Raw genomic sequence first — 18,551 nt, forward strand, 5'->3', positions numbered from 1 at the left:
CCAGAAGATAATAGTCATTAGTCGAACCCTCCCGGTCTGAGAGGGTTCGTTATAAACATCCCCTCTCTTACAGTTCCTGAGCGGTTGGACGGAAAATAATTTCGTTAACGCCCACATCCTCCGGCTCATTGATGGCAAACGCGACCATCCGGGCAAAGGTCTCAGGGGGGACGCCCACCTTACTGACATACTCCTGGTTAGCGGCCTGCACATCCTTATCGCTGATATGTTCAAGTAATTCCGTTGATACGGCTCCCGGTGAAATGATCGTGGCGCGAATATTCCAGGCACTGGCTTCGTTTCTCAAGCCTTCAGTTAAGGCTCGTACCGCAAACTTGGTGGCTGAATAGACCGCTGAGGTAGGAAAGACCAGATGGCCGGCAACCGAAGCCGTATTAATGATATGACCAGATTTCTGGGCTTTCATTATTGGTAAAGCCGCAGCGATACCGTGCAGTACCCCTCTCAGGTTGACGTCAATCATCTGATCCCATTCATTCACCTTCGCTTGATCAAGGGAAGAAAGCGGCATCACGCCGGCATTATTAATGAGCACATCAATCCGTCCCCATTTAGCCACTGTGGTATCGACCAATTTTTTAACGTCCTCCAGGCTGGTAACATCCGTCACCATTGCAAGCGCCTCACCTCCCTCTCCGTTAATATCATTAGCGATAACCTTGATGCGATCAGCGCGTCGGGCGGCCAGTACAACGCGGGCGCCTTTTTGCGCCAGATGGCGCGCGGCCGCCTCGCCCATACCACTTGACGCGCCAGTAATAACGATGACTTTATCTTTGATGTTGTCTTTCATGATGGTTTCCTTCTGTGGTCTGTTGAATAAATGACGGTCAATAGATGCCCTGTTGATCCCAGAATGCGCAGTGATGATCATCTGAGAAACGTCCCAACACCATCGTCCCCGTGGGCAAGGCGAAGGTCATGTAGTTATCGCGTTGCGAGCGGAATTGAGGCCATGCGTCTTTGCATGATGTCATTTTTTCCATCGCCACAAAGTAGCTCACCATGTCGGCCGATAACTTTTCCTGTAGAGGATTCAGTTTGGTACGGGTTGTACTTGCGCCATGGAATCCTGGAAACAGATAGGCCAGTTCAAAGGTATGCGCCGCAAGCAGGGGGAATGTCGTCGGTCCGATATAAGATGGGGCTGTACGATCGCTGAACTCATAAGCATATACGGGAATTTTGTCCGAAAGCGCCTGGTTCAGCGCTCGCGCCGGGCACGAGAACAGGCTGTCTGTGACCGTGGCGGCAAAGGCTTCGCTCGGGTTCTCATAATTGCTGAGTGGATACTCAGCCAGGACCCTGGACTTCAGCGTCTCGCCATACTGGTGGCCGACCCACTCGGGCCAGTCTTTTGCCTGCAGAGGCTTTCCATGGGTTAATTCAGGTAAGGCCACAAAGAAATGGCCTTCGTCACGCGTTGTGCCGTTAATCAGCGTGACAGGATTAATGTTGCCGCTCATATAGGCATCTGCAGGATGGACGGGGATAACACGGCCATCGATGATGAGCTGGTTATGCAGATAGGCACCCTGCACATCCAGTACCCGCCGCGTCGGAACCGCACGCAGGCAGGCACTATCTTCAGGACTACAACCCAGCGCTTGGGCAAAGTCTGACCCCGTCTTCTGCGCCACGCTAAGAGGACGTGGCGCGCCGAAAGCCGGATAGCGAGACATAATGGCTGCACCACTCATGGAGATTGCATGCTGAAATAACCCCGCTGAACCTGGCGCGGCAATGTGCGCCATGACGCTATTGCCCCCTGAAGATTCTCCGGCGATGGTCACGTTTGAGGGATCGCCGCCAAATGCAGATATATTTTTCTGTACCCAACGCAGCGCGGCCTGTTGATCCATTAGTCCGTAGTTACCCGATTCATGCCCCTCCATATCAAGGCCTGGCACGGACAGAAAGCCAAAGGTACCCAGACGGTAATTCAGCGTGACCACGATGGATTGTCCCTGTCTGACAAGTCTGGAAGGATCATAATCTCCCCCCTGACCTACCTGCAGTGCACCGCCATGTATCCAGACAAAAACAGGCTGCCTCTTATCTGTATCTTTCAGTTCAGCAGGGCGATAAACGTTGAGATAGAGACAATCTTCACTGCCACCAGCCCTTGCAAAATCACCGAGATCGGCATTTTGCGCGCACTGGCTTGCCAGCGTGTTGGCTGTCCTCGGTGTGGTCCAGGATGCAACGGCGTGCGGCGGTTGCCAGCGCAGTTGCTTAATCGGGGCGGCGGCATAAGGCAGACCTAGCCACGATATAACACCTTCTTTTTCCGTGCCGATAACCGGGCCAGAAGCGGTTTCGCGCAGTGTGGCGTTGTTTGCCAGAGCAGACGCGCTGAATAAACTCGTAGCGCTAACAATTAGCGCTACGGCAGTCAGCAATGGGGTGGTGAGGAATTTCATAGTTAAACCTTGAGACAATACAGGGATGACATAACTATAAAGTCCCGAGGCTAAGAAAATTAGCGGTGTAATATGGGTTAGAATCATGAAGTATTTTCATCAATTAAAACCGTGTTTAAGTCATTAAGAGGTGTTGCTGGTGGTACGAAATAACGTAAATGATTTAGTGGCGTTTCTTGCCGTCGCACGGGAACGTAGCTTCACAAAGGCAGCGGCAAAAATGAGCATTTCTCAGTCTGCTCTGAGCCACACTATACTTAACCTCGAAAAAAGACTTGGCGTCCGGTTGCTGACCCGTACTACCCGTGCGGTGACGCCAACTGAGGCCGGAGAGCGTTTGCTGGAGGGGATCGGTCCACATTTTGATGGTATTGAAACGCAGCTCGAAGCGCTCAACGTGTTTAAAGACACCCCATCCGGAACCATAAGAATTAATGCCCCTGATTTTGCTATCAGTTGCGTGCTGCTGCCCAAATTGCGGGAATTTATCCTGCGCTATCCAGAGGTCACCGTTGAGCTGGTACAGGATAATGGTTTAACCGATATCGTGACCGAACGATTTGATGCGGGCGTCAGAATGGGTTATCAGTTAGCCAACGGCATGATTTCCGCGCGTATCAGCCCGGATTTTCGTTTTGCAGTAATAGGTTCAACGTCATATTTCGCCAACCACCAGCAGCCCTCTACGCCACAGGATTTAATCAACCAGACGTGTATCAACTACCGTTTTCTTACCGGCGGTGGGCTATACGCCTGGGAATTTATGGAGAATGGACAGGAGCTAAAAATACGTGTGGATGGCCAGCTTGTATTCAATGACATACATCATGTGCTTGATGCCGCTTTAGCCGGGCTGGGGCTAGCCTATGTCCCTGAAGAAATTGCCCAGCCCTGGATTGAAAAAGGTGAAGTGATAAGGGTTCTGGAAACTTATTCCCCTTTCTGGGACGGGTTTTATCTCTATTATCCTCATCGTCATCAGGCCTCACCGGCTTTCAGGGAACTTCTTAATGCCCTGCGCGTACAAGAATAGCATGCCGATGCTGCGTCTTTCAGAAAGTAAATGCCGGTGGCGCTTCGCTTGCCCGGCCTACGGGTGGTTTTCCGGGGCAATAGTGCGCGATGTCACCTGAGAACCACTCTCGAGCCGTCTGATAGCCGGCACCAGGCAGGCCCCTGCCGTGGCGATCACCACCGCAACGGCGGAGACCAGCAGCACGTTGCTGGTGCCGTACTGGATCGCCAGCGGGCCAGCGATAAGCTCACCGAAGGGAATGGCCACAAACGACCCCACCGCATCGTAGGCGTAGACACGCGCCAGCTTTTCCGGGGGAATGTGGGTTTGCAGCGACTGAGCCCAGGCCACGCCAAACAGACCAAAGGTGACGCCAGCCATAAAGAACGCGGCCATAAGCCAGGATGTAGCGGCAAGCTGGCTGAGCATGAAGATGGGTAAGGCGCAGAATGACATCAGCATGACCCCAATGAAGAGGTCTCGACGTGGACGCCAGCGCAGGGCGAGAGATGACCCGACGATCAGGCCCACGCTCTGGGACGCAATAATCATCCCCCAGTGCGCCCGCCCAAAGGAGGCATCCGCAATCACCGGCCCGAGCACCATCATTACGCCACTGAAGGCGGCGTTAATAATGGTGAACTGGACGACGATAGCCCATACCCAGGCCCGGCTGGCGAACTCTTTCCATCCCTCTTTCAGGTCCTGCAGAATGTTGCTTTGCGATGTCCCGGCATCCAGTCGCGTCACGCGGATCAAAGAGTAGAGCGGCGCCGCGGCAGCGAAGCCCAGCGCATCAATGGCCAGCCCCCAGCCGGGGCCGACGTAGCTGATCAGAATACCCCCCAGCGACGCGCCGATCACCGTTCCACCGTAAATACCCGCCTGCAGAAAGGCGTTAGCCTCACGCAATTTCTGCGCGGGAACCGTCTGAGGGATCAGCGCCGACGAAGCCGGCAAGGCGATCCCGGCGGCGGCGCCATTGAGCGCCCCCAGCAAGGCCAGCCCGATCACTGTGGCGGAACCGTCCAGTACCGACCAGGCCACTATCGCCTGCGAGACGGCTGCCACCAGCGAAGACGAAACTAACACCCGGCTGCGGGAATAGCGGTCCGCCAGGACGCCGCCCAGCAGCAGGAACAGTACATTGAAGATTGACCGGGACGCGACAACGACACCTAAATCAGAAACCGATCCCCCAATATCCAGGACCGCAAAAGCCAGCGCGATGGGGGCAATGCCATTGCCCAGCACGGTGAGGAAGCGAGCGGCAAACAGATTGCGAAAGGCGGAGAAGTGAAAGGCACGACGGTTTTTATGATCTGTTTTCATCGGGTCAATAGCTGCGGGATCGGGAGAGAGAGTATATAGGAACAGCGTTTCAAAAACATCCCGGGCGGTTAAACCCTCACATGATGGCTGGTCAACACACTATTCACGTAACGGTGGATCATCAGACCCGGCGCATCCTCAGCGGGAGGAACCCGTTCGATACCAAACCAGACCGGATTGGCCGGACACACGGAGGCACAAATATGTGCCGGAATGCCCGCAAACATTCCTGCTATCGGTCTGTGTACGTGCCCTGAAGCAAGGGCAAGCGGTCTGGTCACAGCGCTGCTGATGATATCTTCCAGACGATCAATTCCCCTGCAGAGGGTCTGATCCAGGGTCGGTATTCCGGAGGCAAAAAGATGATGATGCAGGAACAGTATCGAAGGCAAAGCGTCGGCCCGGTTTAGCTGCATCTCCAGCCAGCCAGAATGGTCCGTCACAGAACCGTGCTCATGCCCTTCCACCGTTGAATCAAGCCCAATCAGACGCAGACCATCAACCTCATAAACGGCATGCAGCGCGCCGTCGCAGGCATCCTTCGCCCAGGCGTCCTCTCCCCATACCGAACGCATCAGACGACGATCGTCTGAGTTACCCGGCAGTATTAAGGAAGGATAAGGCACCTTACCCAGACGGGCAGCGATCTGTTGATACCCCTCAAGCCAGCCGTCGTCGGTTAAATCCCCGGAAAGCACCAGTACGTCAGGCTGGAGTTGTGCCAGCCACCCGAGTACCAGGTCAAAACGGGCCAGATGATCGTTGTCGGGAGCGGCGTGAATATCTGAAATCTGGGCTATCAACATCGCGTTTTCCTTAGGTTCGGGAGCCCGTTAAGGCGCTTGCTGGCCCCCTGCTTTTCTTGTAACCTTCCCCGCTTTCCGCCCCTTTCCAGATAATAAAAGGATGCCTGTGACAGCTCACCCTTCGAAAGATCCTTTGCATGGCGTCACGCTTGAGATGCAGATCAATGCCCTGGTGGCGCGTTACGGCTGGGTGCAGCTGGGAAAACTGATTAAAATCAACTGTTTTAACAGCGTTCCCAGCGTCAAATCCAGCCTCAAGTTTTTGCGCCGTACCCCGTGGGCCCGCGCCGAAGTCGAAGCCCTCTATCTGGACTCGCTGGAGGATCCCGCGCCGACTGACGCCGAATCCACCAGCCCGTGGGACAGAGCGCGGGCCAACAAGTAACGCCCCGCGTTATGGCCGCCGTAACAGCACGATACTGCGGCCTGGCAGCGGAAAATCAGTATCCGGGCTCACCGACTGCCCCTGGTCCTCATCCCCAGCCGTACTCAGCTCCAGCACCCAGCCCTCTTCACCGCATTCCGGGATACGGAACGGTACCTCCCCTTCGTACGGATTGATTAACAGCAGCACCTCCTGCCAGATCCCCTTCTGCCCATGCAGATCGGGCCGGGTGAGGTAGAGTCCCAGGGTGGTGCCCTCATCCCAGTGCTCTGGCAGCTGCGGCCCGCCGCCGGCATTGAACCATGTGATCTCCATCCCGTCACGCCAGCTTTCGCGGCGCAGCAGCGGCTGGCTGGTACGCAGCTCGATCACATGGCGGGTGAAGTTACGCAGCGTCTCGGCGCTTTCCGGGAGATTTTCCCAGTGCACCCAGCTGATCTCGCTGTCCTGACAGTAACCGTTATTGTTACCCATCTGGCTGCGGCCAAACTCATCCCCGGCCAGCAGCATCGGCGTACCGTGGGAGAAGAGCAGCGTAGTAAGGAAGTTGCGTTTCTGCTGTTCGCGTATCGCATTGATCTGCTCGTCATCGGTCGGACCTTCGGCGCCGTAATTCGATGACCGGTTATCATTGTGGCCGTCGTTGTTATCCTCGCCGTTCGCCTCGTTGTGCTTCTCGTTGAATGAGACCAGGTCGTTGAGGGTGAAACCGTCGTGGGCGGTAATGAAGTTGATGCTCGCCCACGGGCGACGCCCGCGCTGGTCATACAGATCCCCGGAGCCGAGCAGACGCGCGGCAAAATCGGACGACACGTTATCCCCGCGCCAGTACTCCCGCACGGTATCGCGATACTTATCATTCCACTCGCACCAGCCCGGCGGGAAGCCCCCTACCTGATAGCCACCAGGACCAATGTCCCAGGGTTCGCCAATCAGTTTCAGCTTTGAGAGGGTCGGATCCTGCATCATGGCATCGAAGAAGCCGCCGCGCTGGTCGAACCCTTCCGGCTCGCGCCCGAGAATGGTGCCGAGGTCAAAACGGAAGCCGTCGATATGCATCGATTCCGCCCAGTAGCGCAGGGAGTCCATCACCATCTGCAGCACACGCGGGTGCGAGGTATTCACCGTGTTGCCGGTGCCGGTATCGTTCACATAGTAGCGATGCTGCCCGGCAATGGTGCGGTAGTAAGAGAAGTTGTCGATCCCCTTGAACGACAGCGTCGGGCCTAACTCGTTACCCTCGGCGGTGTGGTTATAAACCACGTCGAGGATCACTTCGATACCGGCATCATGGAAAGCGCGCACCATGTCGCGGAAGCCCTGAATACCGTTCGGGCCGCCGTAACGCGACGCCGGGGAGAAGAAGTTCAGGGTGTTATAACCCCAGAAGTTTTTCAGCCCCCGCTCAAGCAGATGCTGGTCGTCCGGGAACGCGTGTACCGGTAGCAGCTCAACGGAGGTGATGCCGAGGCTCTTGATGTAGTCCACCGTAGCTTTATGCCCCATCCCCTCAAAGGTGCCGCGCAGTTCAGGCGGGATCGCCGGGTTGAGCTGGGTAAAGCCCTTCACGTGGGTTTCATACAGAATGGTGCTGGACCACGGCACCGCCGGGCGATGCGGATCCTGGCCGTCAAACACCCGCGGGTCGATGACCCGACATTTCGGGGTATAGGGCGCGCTGTCCCGGGTATCAAAGCTGAGATCGAGCTCTTCGTGCCCCAGCTCATAGCCAAAATGGGAAGGGTTCCAGATAAGCTCCCCGGTCAGTGCTCTTGCATAGGGGTCAATCAGCAGCTTATGCGGATTGAAACGGTGCCCGTTTTCCGGATCGTAAGGGCCATACACGCGATAGCCGTACAGCGCCCCCGGTTTCAGATCCGGGACGTAGCCATGCCAGACTTCATCGGTGTACTCCGGTAACTCCAGACGGGCAATTTCAGATTTACCACTCGGGTCAAACAGACACAGCTCAACGCGTTCGGCGCAGGCCGAAAAGAGGGCAAAATTCACCCCTTTGTCATCGTAATTCGCCCCAAGGGGATAACTCTGCCCCGGCTGAATTTCATAAATTTTGTCATAAGCCATAATGTCTTTCCCTCGAACAGTAATAATCATTAGCCGCAGGCAAGTAACACCCGCCAGCAATCCTGTGCATCACTCAACTGCAGGCTTTCGCCCAACGTCAGGGTTTCACCGCTGAAACAGTCCCGGTAGCTGCGTCCGGCAAGCTCGGGAGGAAGCACCACCTCTGTCGCCCCCCACAGGGCCGCTCCGGTTACCGGAAACGCCTGGGCGGCGTTCGCCAGGGCCAGCCGCGGTGCCACTACGATCAGCACGTCATCGTCATCAACGCGGGCGTAGGCGATCGCCTTATCCGCCCGTTCGCCACGGGTCAGGAGCGCCATATAGCTACCCAGACGGAACAGCGCCGGTTTGCGCTGGCGCAGATGCAGCAGCGTGCGGGTGACGGAGAGCTTCAGCTGCCCATCCAGCCAGCTTGTTGCGCGTGTAGCAATCTGCCGATCCGCCGTTTCCATCTGCTGGCGGAGCTGATCGAAATCGGGCTCGCGGCGGTTATCCGGATCGACGAGGCTGAAGTTGAGCCCCTCACTGCCCTGATAGACATCCGGCACGCCCGGGGCGGTGAGTTTAATCACCGTCTGGCTCAGACTGTTCACCAGCCCGGCGCGGATAAACGGCCGCAGCGAGGAGGTAAAGTCTTGCAGGAAATCCTGATTGTCCGGTGAGAGCAGATGGCGGGCGTACTCCAGCACCACCGTCTCATAGGCTTCGTTGCTGTCCACCCAGTCGGTGCGCAGCTTGGCCTCGCGCAGCGCCTTCTCCACAAAGGCGAGGAAACGCGCTTCCAGTGCCTTCAGCCCCGCTACATCCTGCGTATCCAGCTCCGGCGGCCAGACCCCCGCCAGCGCCTGATAGAGCATCCAGGTGTCGGCGGCGCGCGGTGCTGTACCGTCATTCAGGAAGCGGACATGAGTCTGGTTCAGCTGCTGCCAGCGGGTCACGCACTCGGCCCAGACCTCCGGCGCTTCGGTCAGGGAATAGAGCCGGGCGCGGGCGTCCTCCCCGCGCTTGGTGTCGTGGGTCGAGGTGCCGGAGAGCGCGTCCGGCTGACGATCCCGCCGCGCGGCCATCTCGGTGTGGAAACGCGTCAGCGAGAAGGCGCGCGGTACCGGTTCGGCTCCCACCTCGTTGAGGGCCAGATCCATGTGCTGACGGAAGAACAGCGTGTCCTCCACCGATTTCGCCATCAGCGGCCCGGTCAATTGCTGGAAACGGGTACGGAAATTAGTGGCGGTATCACGCGCCTCCTCAGAGAGCTCGCCGGTCAGAATACGCATCAGCAGCGCGATGGCGTCGGGATCGGCGTTGACCGTCGACACCACGTGGTTCAGCAGCCGCATATCCGCGGCAGACATCCCCTGCGCGGTGCCGTAGGTGCGGTAAACCGGGAAGGCCACCAGCAGTTCGCGCAGCGCCAGCCGCAGAGGTTCCTCTCCCAGGTTTACGCCTTCGGTCCGGGCAAGATTTGCCGCCAGCTTCAGCAACGTGGAAAACTCCCCGGCAAAGTTTCGGTCCACCATCAGCAGACGGGCGTCGCGCAGTTCGGCATCCATATCCACCGGGCGGCCCATCACCCTGTCATAGGCCTGGCGCAGGCCGTCGATTTTATCGTCGTCAATCAGCACTTCCGACAGCGAGGCGATAAATTCATAGCCAGTGGTACCGGAGATCGGCCAGTCTTTGGGCAGATTCTCGCCTTTACTGAGGATCTTCTCCACCGTGATATAGCAGTCGGGCCCCGTCTCATTCCGCAGACGCTGCAGGTAGCCGCGCGGGTCGGCAAGGCCGTCCACGTGGTCGATACGCAGCCCGTCCACCGCCCCCGAACGCACCAGCTCCAGGATCAGCCTGTGGCTGTCATCAAACACCGCGTCGTCCTCAACCCGCACGCCTACCAGACCGGTGATCTCGAAGAAGCGTCGCCAGGAGAGATCGCGCGGAGCATCGCGCCAGCTGGTGAGCCGCCACGGCTGTTGGTCGTGCAGCTTCGTAATGGCAGCCGGATCGCGAAGGCTCAGCACCTCCTCTTCCCGCCCTTCCCAGCTCTCGGGAGTCAGCGGGTAGAAGGTGTCGAAATAGGCCAGCGCCGGTTTACCGGTTTCAGGGTCGCGCTGGACGCTAATTTCGCCGTTGGCCAGCACGACATCAAAATCATCCCCCAGAAACGGCAGCGTCAGCCGTCGGGACCAGTCGATATCAAAATGATGGGCGTAGCGACTCTTCTCCCCATGCTCAATCACATCCCGCCACCAGCCATTTTCCAGCGAGGTGGACATGTGGTTCGGCACAATATCGAGGATCAACCCCAGTCCGGCCGCCTTCAGGGCGCTGACCATCCGATCAAATCCGGCGCGACCGCCGATTGTGGGGTCAATCTCGTTAGCATCGGTGACGTCATAACCGTGCGTCGAATCCCGGGCGGCGGTGAAAACTGGAGAAGCATACAGATGGCTGATACCGAGCTGTTGCAGATACGGCACCAGACTGGCGGCACGATCGAAAGTCATGCCATTGCGAAACTGAATACGCCAGGTCGCTGTGGGGATCATCAGGTTGGTTCTCCTTGTGCAAAACGTACAATAACGGTGTTCGCGAGCAGCTCCGTGCGGCCTTCCGGCCAGGCAAACAGCGTTTCACCTGCGATATCGGGCATCACCTGAGGCTGGTCACCCGTATTAAATGCCAGCGACAACGTGCCCTGTGTAAAGGTCCAACTCACCACCACGCAGCCCGGCGCGGTTTTCAGCACCCGGCCGGTACCGCCCTGTGCGCCGGCCAGCAGCGGGACAATCGCCCGCTGGCGCAACTGCAACAGCTGCTGGGTAAAGCGCAGCCAGTTCTGGCCATCAGGCTGATTGAGTTTGTCCCAGTCCAGTTTCGACCGGGCAAAGGTCTCCGGCGCGTTGGGGTCCGGCACCGTCTCGTCGTGATCGCTGAACTCCTTCGCGCGCCCTTCCCGCACCGCGCGGGCCAGATCGCCGTGGAAATCGGTAAAGAACAGGAACGGCTGGGTTTCACCGAACTCCTCGCCCATAAACATCAGTGGGATATGCGGGGAGAGCAGCAGCGCGGCCATCAGCACCCGGGTGCGATCCTCCCCAATCAGGCTCAACAGGCGATCGCCCTGAGCACGATTACCTACCTGATCGTGATTCTGGATGAAATCGACGAAGGCCGTTGGCGGTTGAGCGATACTTTTCACTCCACGGGGCTCACCGGTTTGCGGGGAACGTTCCCCCTGATAAGAAAAGCCTTCAGCCAGCGCCCTTGCCACCCACTGCTCTGGTTTTTCAGCAAAATCCTGGTACCAGGCGTGGGTTTCTCCGCTGGCCATCACGTGGACGGCATTGTGCAGGTCATCATTCCACTCCCCGGTGAACAGCGGCACGCTGCCGTCCTCCTCTCGCGGATGGAGAAACACCACGTTGCGGCTGTCTTCGGTAGTGAGATGCACCGGCCGGTCGGTGATAGCGGCGCGGATGCGGGTGGCGATCTCAATCAACACGTGGGTGTCGGAGGAGTCTTCAATCTGATCGATAGCGTCAAAGCGCAGGCCGTCGAAGTGGAACTCCGTCAGCCAGTACAGCGGCGCCTCGACAATAAACTGACGCACCGGGGCGAGGTCATAGGCAATGCCGTTCCCCCACGGGGTCATGCGCTCCGGATGGAAAAAGTCCGGGGCCAGTTTCGGTAGATAGTTACCCTCCGGGCCAAAATGGTTAAGGACGATATCCAGCACCACCGACAGCCCCAGCCCGTGAGCGGTATCGACAAAGGCTTTCAGCTCGTCCGGCGTGCCGTAGGCGCTGTGCGGGGCATACAGCAGAACCCCGTCGTAGCCCCAGCCGCGATTGCCCCCGGCCTGGGAGACCGGCATCAGCTCAATCATGGTAATGCCGAGCGAGGCCAGATACGGCAGTTTGTCTGCGGCCGCGCGGAAGGTGCCCTCGGGGGTAAAGGTCCCGATATGGAGCTCATAGACCACGCTCTCTTCCCAGGGCCGGCCCTGCCAGTGGGTGTTGCGCCAGACATAGCTGTGAGGATCGCACACCAGCGACGGGCCGTTAACGTCCCCTTGCTGAGCGCGGGAGGCCGGATCGGGCACCGTTGTGCCGTCAGGCAGGATAAAGCTGTACGCTGAACCGGGGGCAACGTTGTTGACCGTCAGTTCAAATCCGCCGTCGCCGGTCGGGTTCATCGGCAATGTTTCGTCGTTCAGGCGCAGGGCAATGTGATGCTGACCGCTGGCCCACAGATGAAAGCGAACGCTGTTCGCATCGCTATATTCACAACCCCAATACCTAATAGATTTAGCAGTCATTCCACCACCTCGTTTGACCCATGATCCTCGGGTTGCCCGGCGTTTATCGCGAAGCAGAGGGAAAAAGAGAAAATGCGCTGGTGTTAAACCGCGCATGAACATCAAGCATAGACCAGGAAATTAATGTGAGATGGGTCACTGCGAAGGGTGCGGAGAAGATAACTATTGGGCACTATCGGCTCCCTCTCCCTTGAGGGAGAGGGTTGGGGTGAGGGGGAACCGGCCGCACCAGCAGACCGGAGCGCTCCCCCGTGTTATGCCGGTTCCGGCAGTCTGAAGCTGGCGATGCTCTGGGTAAGGTGTTTCGCCTGCTCTTCCAGCGAGGCGGCCGCGGCGGCGGACTCCTGCACCAGGGCGGCGTTTTGCTGGGTCACACCGTCCATCTCTGTCACCGCCTGGCCGACCTGGCCGATGCCGCGGCTCTGCTCTTCCGACGCCACCGAGATCTGCTCCATCAGCGCATTCACTTTGTTGACCGAATTGATGATGGCATGAATCACCTCTCCGGAACGATTTACCAGCTGCGAACCGTTTTTGACGCTGGAGACCGACTGGGCAATCAGGTTTTCAATGTCCTTCGCCGCCACGGCGCTCTTCTGCGCCAGGGTACGCACTTCGGTCGCCACCACCGCAAAACCGCGGCCCTGGGTACCGGCACGAGCGGCTTCAACCGCGGCGTTCAGGGCCAGGATATTGGTCTGGAAGGCGATGCTGTTGATCACGCTGGTGATATCTTCGATGCGCTGGGAGTTGGCGGCGATGGTGTTCATGGTCTCGATCACCTCGCGGGTTACCGCCTCCCCGGTACGGGCATTGTTCACCGCATCCTGCACCAGCTTACCGGCCTGATGCACATTGTCGGTGTTATTGGCGACCGTGGCGCTCAGCTGCTCCATGCTGGCGGCGGTTTCCGTCAGGGCTGACGCCTGCTGCTCGGTACGTGACGCGAGGTCGATGTTGCCCGAGGCGATCTCCTGCGAGGCGTAATTAACGGTACGACAGGCTTCGCGCACTTGGGAGATGGTATCCAGCAGGGCCAGACGCATCTGCTCCATCGAGCCCATCAGTAGATCGATTTCATTGTTTGAACCCGCCTTCTGCGGTACGGCTTCCGTCAGCTGACCGGCGGCGATCTGGCTGCAGTGTTCCCGGGCCAGGTTAATCGGGGCAAAGACAAAGCGCTTCATCAGAACGCTCACCCCAATAATCACCACCACAAACAGCGCGGCAAAGGCGGCAATAATGGTTAAGCCAGAGGCGAAATGCGCCCGCGCATCGTCATTGAGCTGCTTCGCGTATGTCTGATGCACCGTCAGAACCTGATCGAGGACGATTTCATACTGACGGTCGAGACGGGAAATCTTTGGGATCAGGGCATCAAATTTTGCCGCATCCTGCGCCGAGGCCGCGTCGATCAGCGGCGACAGCCCCTGATTGCGGTAGGCGAGCCAGGCATCATCATAAGCCTGCACTAACGGGGCTTCATCCGGCAGACGCGGCGCGGCATTGAAGGCGGCGAAGGCGCCATCCGCTTTGGTCAGCGCCAGCTTCACCGAGTCCAGCTTCTCCGCAAGACCGGCGGTGTCACCGCTCTCCACCTGCTTCATGTACTCCATGACCCGCACGCGCAGGGTACGGCTGTGGTTAATGGGATCGATAATGGATAACACCACCTGAATTTCTTTATTCACGTTATCCAGAGAATCATTGCTTTTAATGGCCAGCCAGACATTACTGGCGGCACTGGCAACAAAGAAAAACAGCAGGGCTAGCAGAATGGCAAGGGACGACTTTTTTAACGACATAACTACCTCAGAAATAAAACGGTCTGAAGTGTTATCGGCATCCACCCCTTAATATTGAATTAAAGTTATTTATTTATAGAGATATTAATAATGCTGTGAATAGTTATTTAAATCATCACATTGCACAGCAGGACCTGATATTTTGGCCCTGCCATAGATGGAAATTTTTTATCTGTTTAGCGGATGATTATTTGCTGCATAGTTAATCGTCTAAATATTAAGCGTGGTGAAATTGCGGCCAGTGAATTTCGCCCACACCGTTTAATTTGGGGCGGGCGAATAAAAAGCCCTGAAAACGTTTGATGCCTGCCGACTCCAGCCAGCACCACTCTTCAATTTTTTCAATGCCTTCTGCCACCAGCGCAATCTCCATATCGGTGCAGCAGCTGATGATCGACTTCACAATCGCCTGCTTCGGGCCACTTAAATGGATGTTGCTGACAATCTCACGATCGATTTTCAGTTTATCCGGCTGGAAGCGGGTCAGCAGCGATAGCCCGGCATAGCCTGAGCCAAAATCATCAATCGCCAGGCCAATCCCCGCAGCCCTTAACTGCTTGATGGCGCTGTTGAACTGGTTAAAGCCGGAGATCATCTCGTTTTCGGTGACTTCAATCACCACCTGCTCCGGCTGTAGCCGGTGGGCGAGGATCTGATCCATCAGAAAATCGACGGCGCCGGGCACATTGACCAGCGACATCGGCAGCAGGTTAATGGCAATTTTATGATCGCCAATGCCAATCTTTTCTGCCAGCGCAAAGGCGTATGCCTTGGTCAGCAGATCCACTTCATAGACTTTGTCCTGATCGAGGGTGCTAAAAAACCGCTCGGGGCTCCCGCCGTCGTTGCTGCGGATCAGCGCCTCCAGCGAGGAAATTTTGCCCTCGGTGGGTTGCACGATAGGCTGCAGGGCAAACTGACAGACCTGATTATCAATCAGCCCGGCGATGGCATCGCCAAAGGGGTTATGCTCCGCGGCCAGTGTCCACCTCTCCGGCCGGAACTGAGATCCGCCCGACGTTCTTTTGGGCTGCGTGATAAACGTCTTAATAAATTTAAAGACCCGGTCTTCCGCCGCCAGATAATTATCCAGCTTGCTGTAACGCAACACCGATGAGAGCACCGATTTTGGCGTGTCGATCCGCAGAGCGAACAGCAGCATGCCGACGTTTTCAAAGCGGCGGCGCGGGCCGTAATCACGCATCAACTCCACCACGCTGTCATGGCGCTTGTCCTGGCCGATCTTTGCGAACAAGGTCTCAATGACCTCTTCAGAGCCTTCGAGGATCTGCAAAAAATCATGACCGTTAAACAGCAAAATACCCGTGACATCCAGCGCGGTATTGTTTTTCCTGGCCTTTTCAACAAGTGTGAGGAGGGATAAAGATTTGCAGGATGGATTTAACTGGCTTTTGTAAATGAGTGTCGTCAGCACAGTCATTGTTCCCGATAGAGTGTTAGGCCTTATAAACTATTGTTTAACATAAATTACATTTATCGACTAATAGTATTAAAAGGATATATCAGGAAAGAAGCGATTCGGCTCAAAAACAATCAATATGAATGTTTAATTCTGGCGGAGATGAAAATGAAACGTACGCTGCGGCTGTTGCTCTGTTTACCGGTGTACGCCCTCGCCGCTCCGCTGGTGCCGCCCGCCGGTTTTACCCAGCCGCTACCGCACACGGGAAAAGGTGGCTGCGTTCCCCTGCCCGCGCCCTATACCGGCCCACTGACGCTGCGCAGTAAATATGAGGGGTCCGACAGCGCCCGCGCCACCCTCAACCCGCAGGCCGAACAGGCATATCGCACGGCAATCAAACCTGTCGTCGGCTTTGAACGCGGGATCTCGACGATGGTGTGGCGCTATAAACAGAGCGGGGATCCGCACACCCTGAAATGTATTCTGGACGGCTACGCGGCCTGGGCTAAAGCAGATGCGTTACTCTCCGCGGAGACCAGCCACACCGGTCGCGCCATGCGCAAATGGGCGCTGGCGACGCTGGCCAGCAGCTGGCTGGAGCTAAAGTTTACGCCGGATACATCCTCTGGCGGACAACAGGACACTGAACGCTGGCTGGGCCAGTTGGCGGATCGGGTGGTACAGGAGTGGGACGACCTGCCGCTGAAAAGCACCAATAATCACAGCTACTGGGCAGCATGGGCGGTGATAGCCAGCGCCGTGGCGCTCGACCGGCGGGATCTGTTCGACTGGTCGTTAAAAGAGTATCGCATCGCCGCGGGGCAAATTGCTGCCGACGGCACGCTGGCAAATGAACAGCGCCGCGGCCAGCGGGCGCAGGCCTACCACAATTATGCCCTGCAGCCGCTGGTGATGATCGCCAGTTTCGCCAGAGCCAATCAGGTGGATGTGATAAAAGAGAACAATGGTGCGCTGGCGCGGCTGGCGGGGTATGTGTTGCGACAGAATGAGGCTCATCTGGAGTGGCTGGAGCCCTGGTGCGCCATGACTCACTGCGATTCAGACACGCTGTCACGCCTGCAAGCCAGCCGTCCAGCAGAGGATCGCCGCCTCGGCGGCAATCTCACCCTGCTCTATCAGCGTTAAATTTGCGCCATCCCGCCATCCACGAATAGCTCGGTGGCATTGATAAAGCTGGCGGCATCGGAGGCGAGGAACGCCACGACTTTGGCCACCTCTTCCGGTTCACCAATGCGTCCCAGGGGCACCGTCGAGGCTAAGGCATCGAACAGCCCCTGACGCTGTTCTTCCGGCACCAGCTCTCCCAGCCCCGGGGTTTTAATCGGACCCGGGCTGACGACGTTGACCCGGATCCCGCGCCCCTGCAAATCGAGCGCCCAGGAGCGGGCAAAGTTTCTGACTGCCGCCTTGCTGGCGCTGTAGACGCTGAAATTAGCGGTACCTTTCACGGAGACGGTCGAGCCGGTGAGGATCACCGACGACCCGGCAACCAGCAGCGGCAGCGCCTTTTGTACCGTAAAGAGCACCCCGCGCACGTTGGTGGCGAAGATGCGGTCGAAGTGTTCTTCGGTGATGGCGCCCAACGGCAGCATATCCCCGCCGCCCGCATTGGCGAACAGCACGTCCAGCCGTCCGGCCTGTTCGGCGATCTGCGCATACACCGTATCGAGATCGGCAAGACGTGACGCGTCGGCGCGAATACCGGTCACCTGCCCGCCCAGACTGGCGACGGCGTTGTCCAGTTCAGCCTGACGGCGGCCAGTGATGTACACCTTCGCCCCCTGAGCCATCAGCTCTTTTGCGGTTGCCAGACCGATACCGCTGGTGCCGCCGGTGACGAGTGCGATTTTGCCTGCTAATGCTGAGTTCATGTGATTTACCTTGTGCGTTGTGGGTGTGGACGCACTCTACCGCTTGCGGCATTAGCGAAAAATCAGCAAAAATGGAAATCACTTTTTCCTCACGTAAATAATCCTCGCTTGTAAGGGCCCGCTCTATGGATCAGTTAATGGCAATGCGCGCTTTCACGCGCGTGGTGGAAACCGGCAGCTTTACCCGGGCGGCGGACTCCCTGAACATGCCCATCGCTACGCTCAGCAAGCTGGTGAAAGCCCTGGAGGCGCATCTGGGCGTGCGGCTGTTGCAGCGCACTACCCGCCGGGTGACATCGACACCGGAAGGAGAGGATTATTACGACAAGGCCCGGCGGGTGCTGATTGATATCGAAGATATCGACACCTCCTTTAGCGCGGTAAAACTTCAGCCGCAGGGGCATTTGCGAATCGATGTGGGCGGCTCGACAGCGCGGGACGTGCTGATCCCGCTGCTGCCGGATTTTATGCGTCGCTATCCCGATATCCGTATCGACCTGGGGGTGGCAGACCGGCCAGTGGATTTAATCAGCGGTAACGTCGACTGCGTGATCCGCGGCGGCGCGCTGGGGGATTCATCCCTGATTGCCCGGCATATCGGCAATGCGGAGATGGTCACCTGCGCCACACCGGGCTATCTGAAGCAGCACGGGATCCCCGCCTACCCGGAGGAGTTGCGTAATGGTCATAAGCTGGTGAGCTATCTCTCTCCGGTGTCCGGTCGCGCGGTGCCGTTTCGCTTTACCCACGGCGATGAAACCCGGGACATCACCCTGCAGCACCATATCGGGATCAACGAAAGCAATGCGCATCTGGCGGCGGCCGTTGCCGGGATAGGGATTATCCAGACCTTTCGCTACTCCGTCAGGGAGCTGATTGAGGCGGGATCGCTGGTGGAAATTCTGGCGACATGGCGTCCGCCGCACTACCCGTTTTACGTAGTGTATCCACAGAACCGGCATGTGACGCAGCGTTTAAGGGTATTTATCGCGTGGCTGGGGGAGGTTTTTCCGCAGGCGGTGAAGGGATAGCCGGGCATCGCGCCC

General features: G+C 57.6%; 14 protein-coding genes. 4 read left to right on the top strand and 10 right to left on the bottom strand.

Going from position 1 to position 18,551, the window contains the following annotated elements:
• Positions 1 to 67 precede the first annotated feature (67 nt).
• Both G7090_RS11180 and G7090_RS11185 read right to left on the bottom strand, forming a co-directional pair.
• Positions 68 to 814 (bottom strand): SDR family oxidoreductase, encoded by a 747-nt coding sequence (locus G7090_RS11180; protein ID WP_166182442.1) that lies wholly within the window; start codon positions 812 to 814, stop codon positions 68 to 70.
• 37 nt (positions 815 to 851) lie between these two features.
• Entirely contained in the window at positions 852 to 2,444 is a 1,593-nt protein-coding gene (locus tag G7090_RS11185; RefSeq protein ID WP_166182443.1) for a carboxylesterase/lipase family protein, read from the bottom strand.
• A gap of 139 nt (positions 2,445 to 2,583) precedes the next feature.
• On the opposite strand from G7090_RS11185, the gene G7090_RS11190 reads away from it, so the two are divergent.
• Positions 2,584 to 3,477 (top strand): LysR family transcriptional regulator, encoded by an 894-nt coding sequence (locus G7090_RS11190; RefSeq protein WP_166182444.1) that lies wholly within the window; start codon positions 2,584 to 2,586, stop codon positions 3,475 to 3,477.
• 57 nt (positions 3,478 to 3,534) lie between these two features.
• On the opposite strand, the gene G7090_RS11195 is transcribed toward G7090_RS11190, so the two are convergent.
• Both G7090_RS11195 and G7090_RS11200 read right to left on the bottom strand, forming a co-directional pair.
• A complete protein-coding gene (locus G7090_RS11195) occupies positions 3,535 to 4,791 on the bottom strand; it encodes an MFS transporter (protein WP_166182445.1) in 1,257 nt (418 codons plus the stop codon).
• 68 nt (positions 4,792 to 4,859) lie between these two features.
• The gene (locus G7090_RS11200; protein WP_166182446.1) at positions 4,860 to 5,597 is read right to left on the bottom strand and encodes a metallophosphoesterase; all 738 of its coding nucleotides are present in this window, start codon (positions 5,595 to 5,597) and stop codon (positions 4,860 to 4,862) included.
• 106 nt (positions 5,598 to 5,703) lie between these two features.
• Here G7090_RS11200 and G7090_RS11205 point away from each other — a divergent pair, with 106 nt between their 5' ends.
• Positions 5,704 to 5,982: a VF530 family DNA-binding protein gene (locus G7090_RS11205; protein WP_166182447.1), complete on the top strand. Its 279-nt coding sequence runs from the start codon at positions 5,704 to 5,706 to the stop codon at positions 5,980 to 5,982.
• Between the two features lie 9 nt (positions 5,983 to 5,991).
• Here G7090_RS11205 and glgX read toward each other — a convergent pair whose 3' ends face one another.
• The 5 genes from glgX to G7090_RS11230 all read right to left on the bottom strand — a co-directional run bounded on the left by glgX (position 5,992) and on the right by G7090_RS11230 (position 15,625).
• Complete coding sequence (gene glgX, locus G7090_RS11210) at positions 5,992 to 8,067, bottom strand: glycogen debranching protein GlgX (protein ID WP_166182448.1); 2,076 nt, start codon at positions 8,065 to 8,067, stop codon at positions 5,992 to 5,994.
• 29 nt (positions 8,068 to 8,096) lie between these two features.
• The gene (gene treY, locus G7090_RS11215) at positions 8,097 to 10,613 is read right to left on the bottom strand and encodes a malto-oligosyltrehalose synthase (protein WP_166182449.1); all 2,517 of its coding nucleotides are present in this window, start codon (positions 10,611 to 10,613) and stop codon (positions 8,097 to 8,099) included.
• On the bottom strand, positions 10,613 to 12,385 hold the full coding sequence (gene treZ, locus G7090_RS11220; protein ID WP_166182450.1) for a malto-oligosyltrehalose trehalohydrolase: 1,773 nt from the start codon (positions 12,383 to 12,385) through the stop codon (positions 10,613 to 10,615). Before treZ ends, treY begins: the two co-directional genes overlap by 1 nt.
• Positions 12,386 to 12,639: 254 nt before the next feature.
• Positions 12,640 to 14,190 (bottom strand): methyl-accepting chemotaxis protein, encoded by a 1,551-nt coding sequence (locus G7090_RS11225; protein ID WP_166182451.1) that lies wholly within the window; start codon positions 14,188 to 14,190, stop codon positions 12,640 to 12,642.
• A gap of 217 nt (positions 14,191 to 14,407) precedes the next feature.
• Positions 14,408 to 15,625, bottom strand: coding sequence for a diguanylate phosphodiesterase (locus G7090_RS11230; protein ID WP_166182452.1), 1,218 nt, complete (start codon positions 15,623 to 15,625; stop codon positions 14,408 to 14,410).
• A gap of 153 nt (positions 15,626 to 15,778) precedes the next feature.
• On the opposite strand from G7090_RS11230, the gene G7090_RS11235 reads away from it, so the two are divergent.
• Positions 15,779 to 16,759 carry a mannuronate-specific alginate lyase gene (locus G7090_RS11235; protein WP_207630111.1) on the top strand — a complete coding sequence of 327 codons (981 nt, stop codon included), beginning with the start codon at positions 15,779 to 15,781 and terminating at the stop codon, positions 16,757 to 16,759.
• On the opposite strand, the gene G7090_RS11240 is transcribed toward G7090_RS11235, so the two are convergent.
• Entirely contained in the window at positions 16,756 to 17,505 is a 750-nt protein-coding gene (locus G7090_RS11240; RefSeq protein WP_166182454.1) for an SDR family oxidoreductase, read from the bottom strand. The two genes, G7090_RS11235 and G7090_RS11240, sit on opposite strands and share 4 nt — an antisense overlap.
• Before the next feature lie 125 nt (positions 17,506 to 17,630).
• Here G7090_RS11240 and G7090_RS11245 point away from each other — a divergent pair, with 125 nt between their 5' ends.
• Positions 17,631 to 18,536, top strand: a complete 906-nt coding sequence (locus G7090_RS11245) for a LysR family transcriptional regulator (protein ID WP_166182455.1) — start codon at positions 17,631 to 17,633, stop codon at positions 18,534 to 18,536.
• Positions 18,537 to 18,551: the final 15 nt, after the last annotated feature.

Origin of the sequence: Leclercia sp. 29361 (genome assembly GCF_011290365.1) — a bacterium.
Classification (GTDB): domain Bacteria; phylum Pseudomonadota; class Gammaproteobacteria; order Enterobacterales; family Enterobacteriaceae; genus Enterobacter; species Enterobacter tamurae.

Bases quoted from the DNA above. Each gene is read 5' to 3' on its own strand.
- G7090_RS11245 (WP_166182455.1), top strand. From the start codon at position 17,631: ATGGATCAGTTAATGGCAATGCGCGCTTTCACGCGCGTGGTGGAAACC.
- G7090_RS11235 (WP_207630111.1), top strand. From the start codon at position 15,779: ATGAAACGTACGCTGCGGCTGTTGCTCTGTTTACCGGTGTACGCCCTC.
- treZ (WP_166182450.1), bottom strand. From the start codon at position 12,385: ATGACTGCTAAATCTATTAGGTATTGGGGTTGTGAATATAGCGATGCG.
- G7090_RS11195 (WP_166182445.1), bottom strand. From the start codon at position 4,791: ATGAAAACAGATCATAAAAACCGTCGTGCCTTTCACTTCTCCGCCTTT.
- glgX (WP_166182448.1), bottom strand. From the start codon at position 8,067: ATGGCTTATGACAAAATTTATGAAATTCAGCCGGGGCAGAGTTATCCC.
- G7090_RS11200 (WP_166182446.1), bottom strand. From the start codon at position 5,597: ATGTTGATAGCCCAGATTTCAGATATTCACGCCGCTCCCGACAACGAT.
- G7090_RS11240 (WP_166182454.1), bottom strand. From the start codon at position 17,505: ATGAACTCAGCATTAGCAGGCAAAATCGCACTCGTCACCGGCGGCACC.
- treY (WP_166182449.1), bottom strand. From the start codon at position 10,613: ATGATCCCCACAGCGACCTGGCGTATTCAGTTTCGCAATGGCATGACT.
- G7090_RS11180 (WP_166182442.1), bottom strand. From the start codon at position 814: ATGAAAGACAACATCAAAGATAAAGTCATCGTTATTACTGGCGCGTCA.
- G7090_RS11225 (WP_166182451.1), bottom strand. From the start codon at position 14,190: ATGTCGTTAAAAAAGTCGTCCCTTGCCATTCTGCTAGCCCTGCTGTTT.
- G7090_RS11185 (WP_166182443.1), bottom strand. From the start codon at position 2,444: ATGAAATTCCTCACCACCCCATTGCTGACTGCCGTAGCGCTAATTGTT.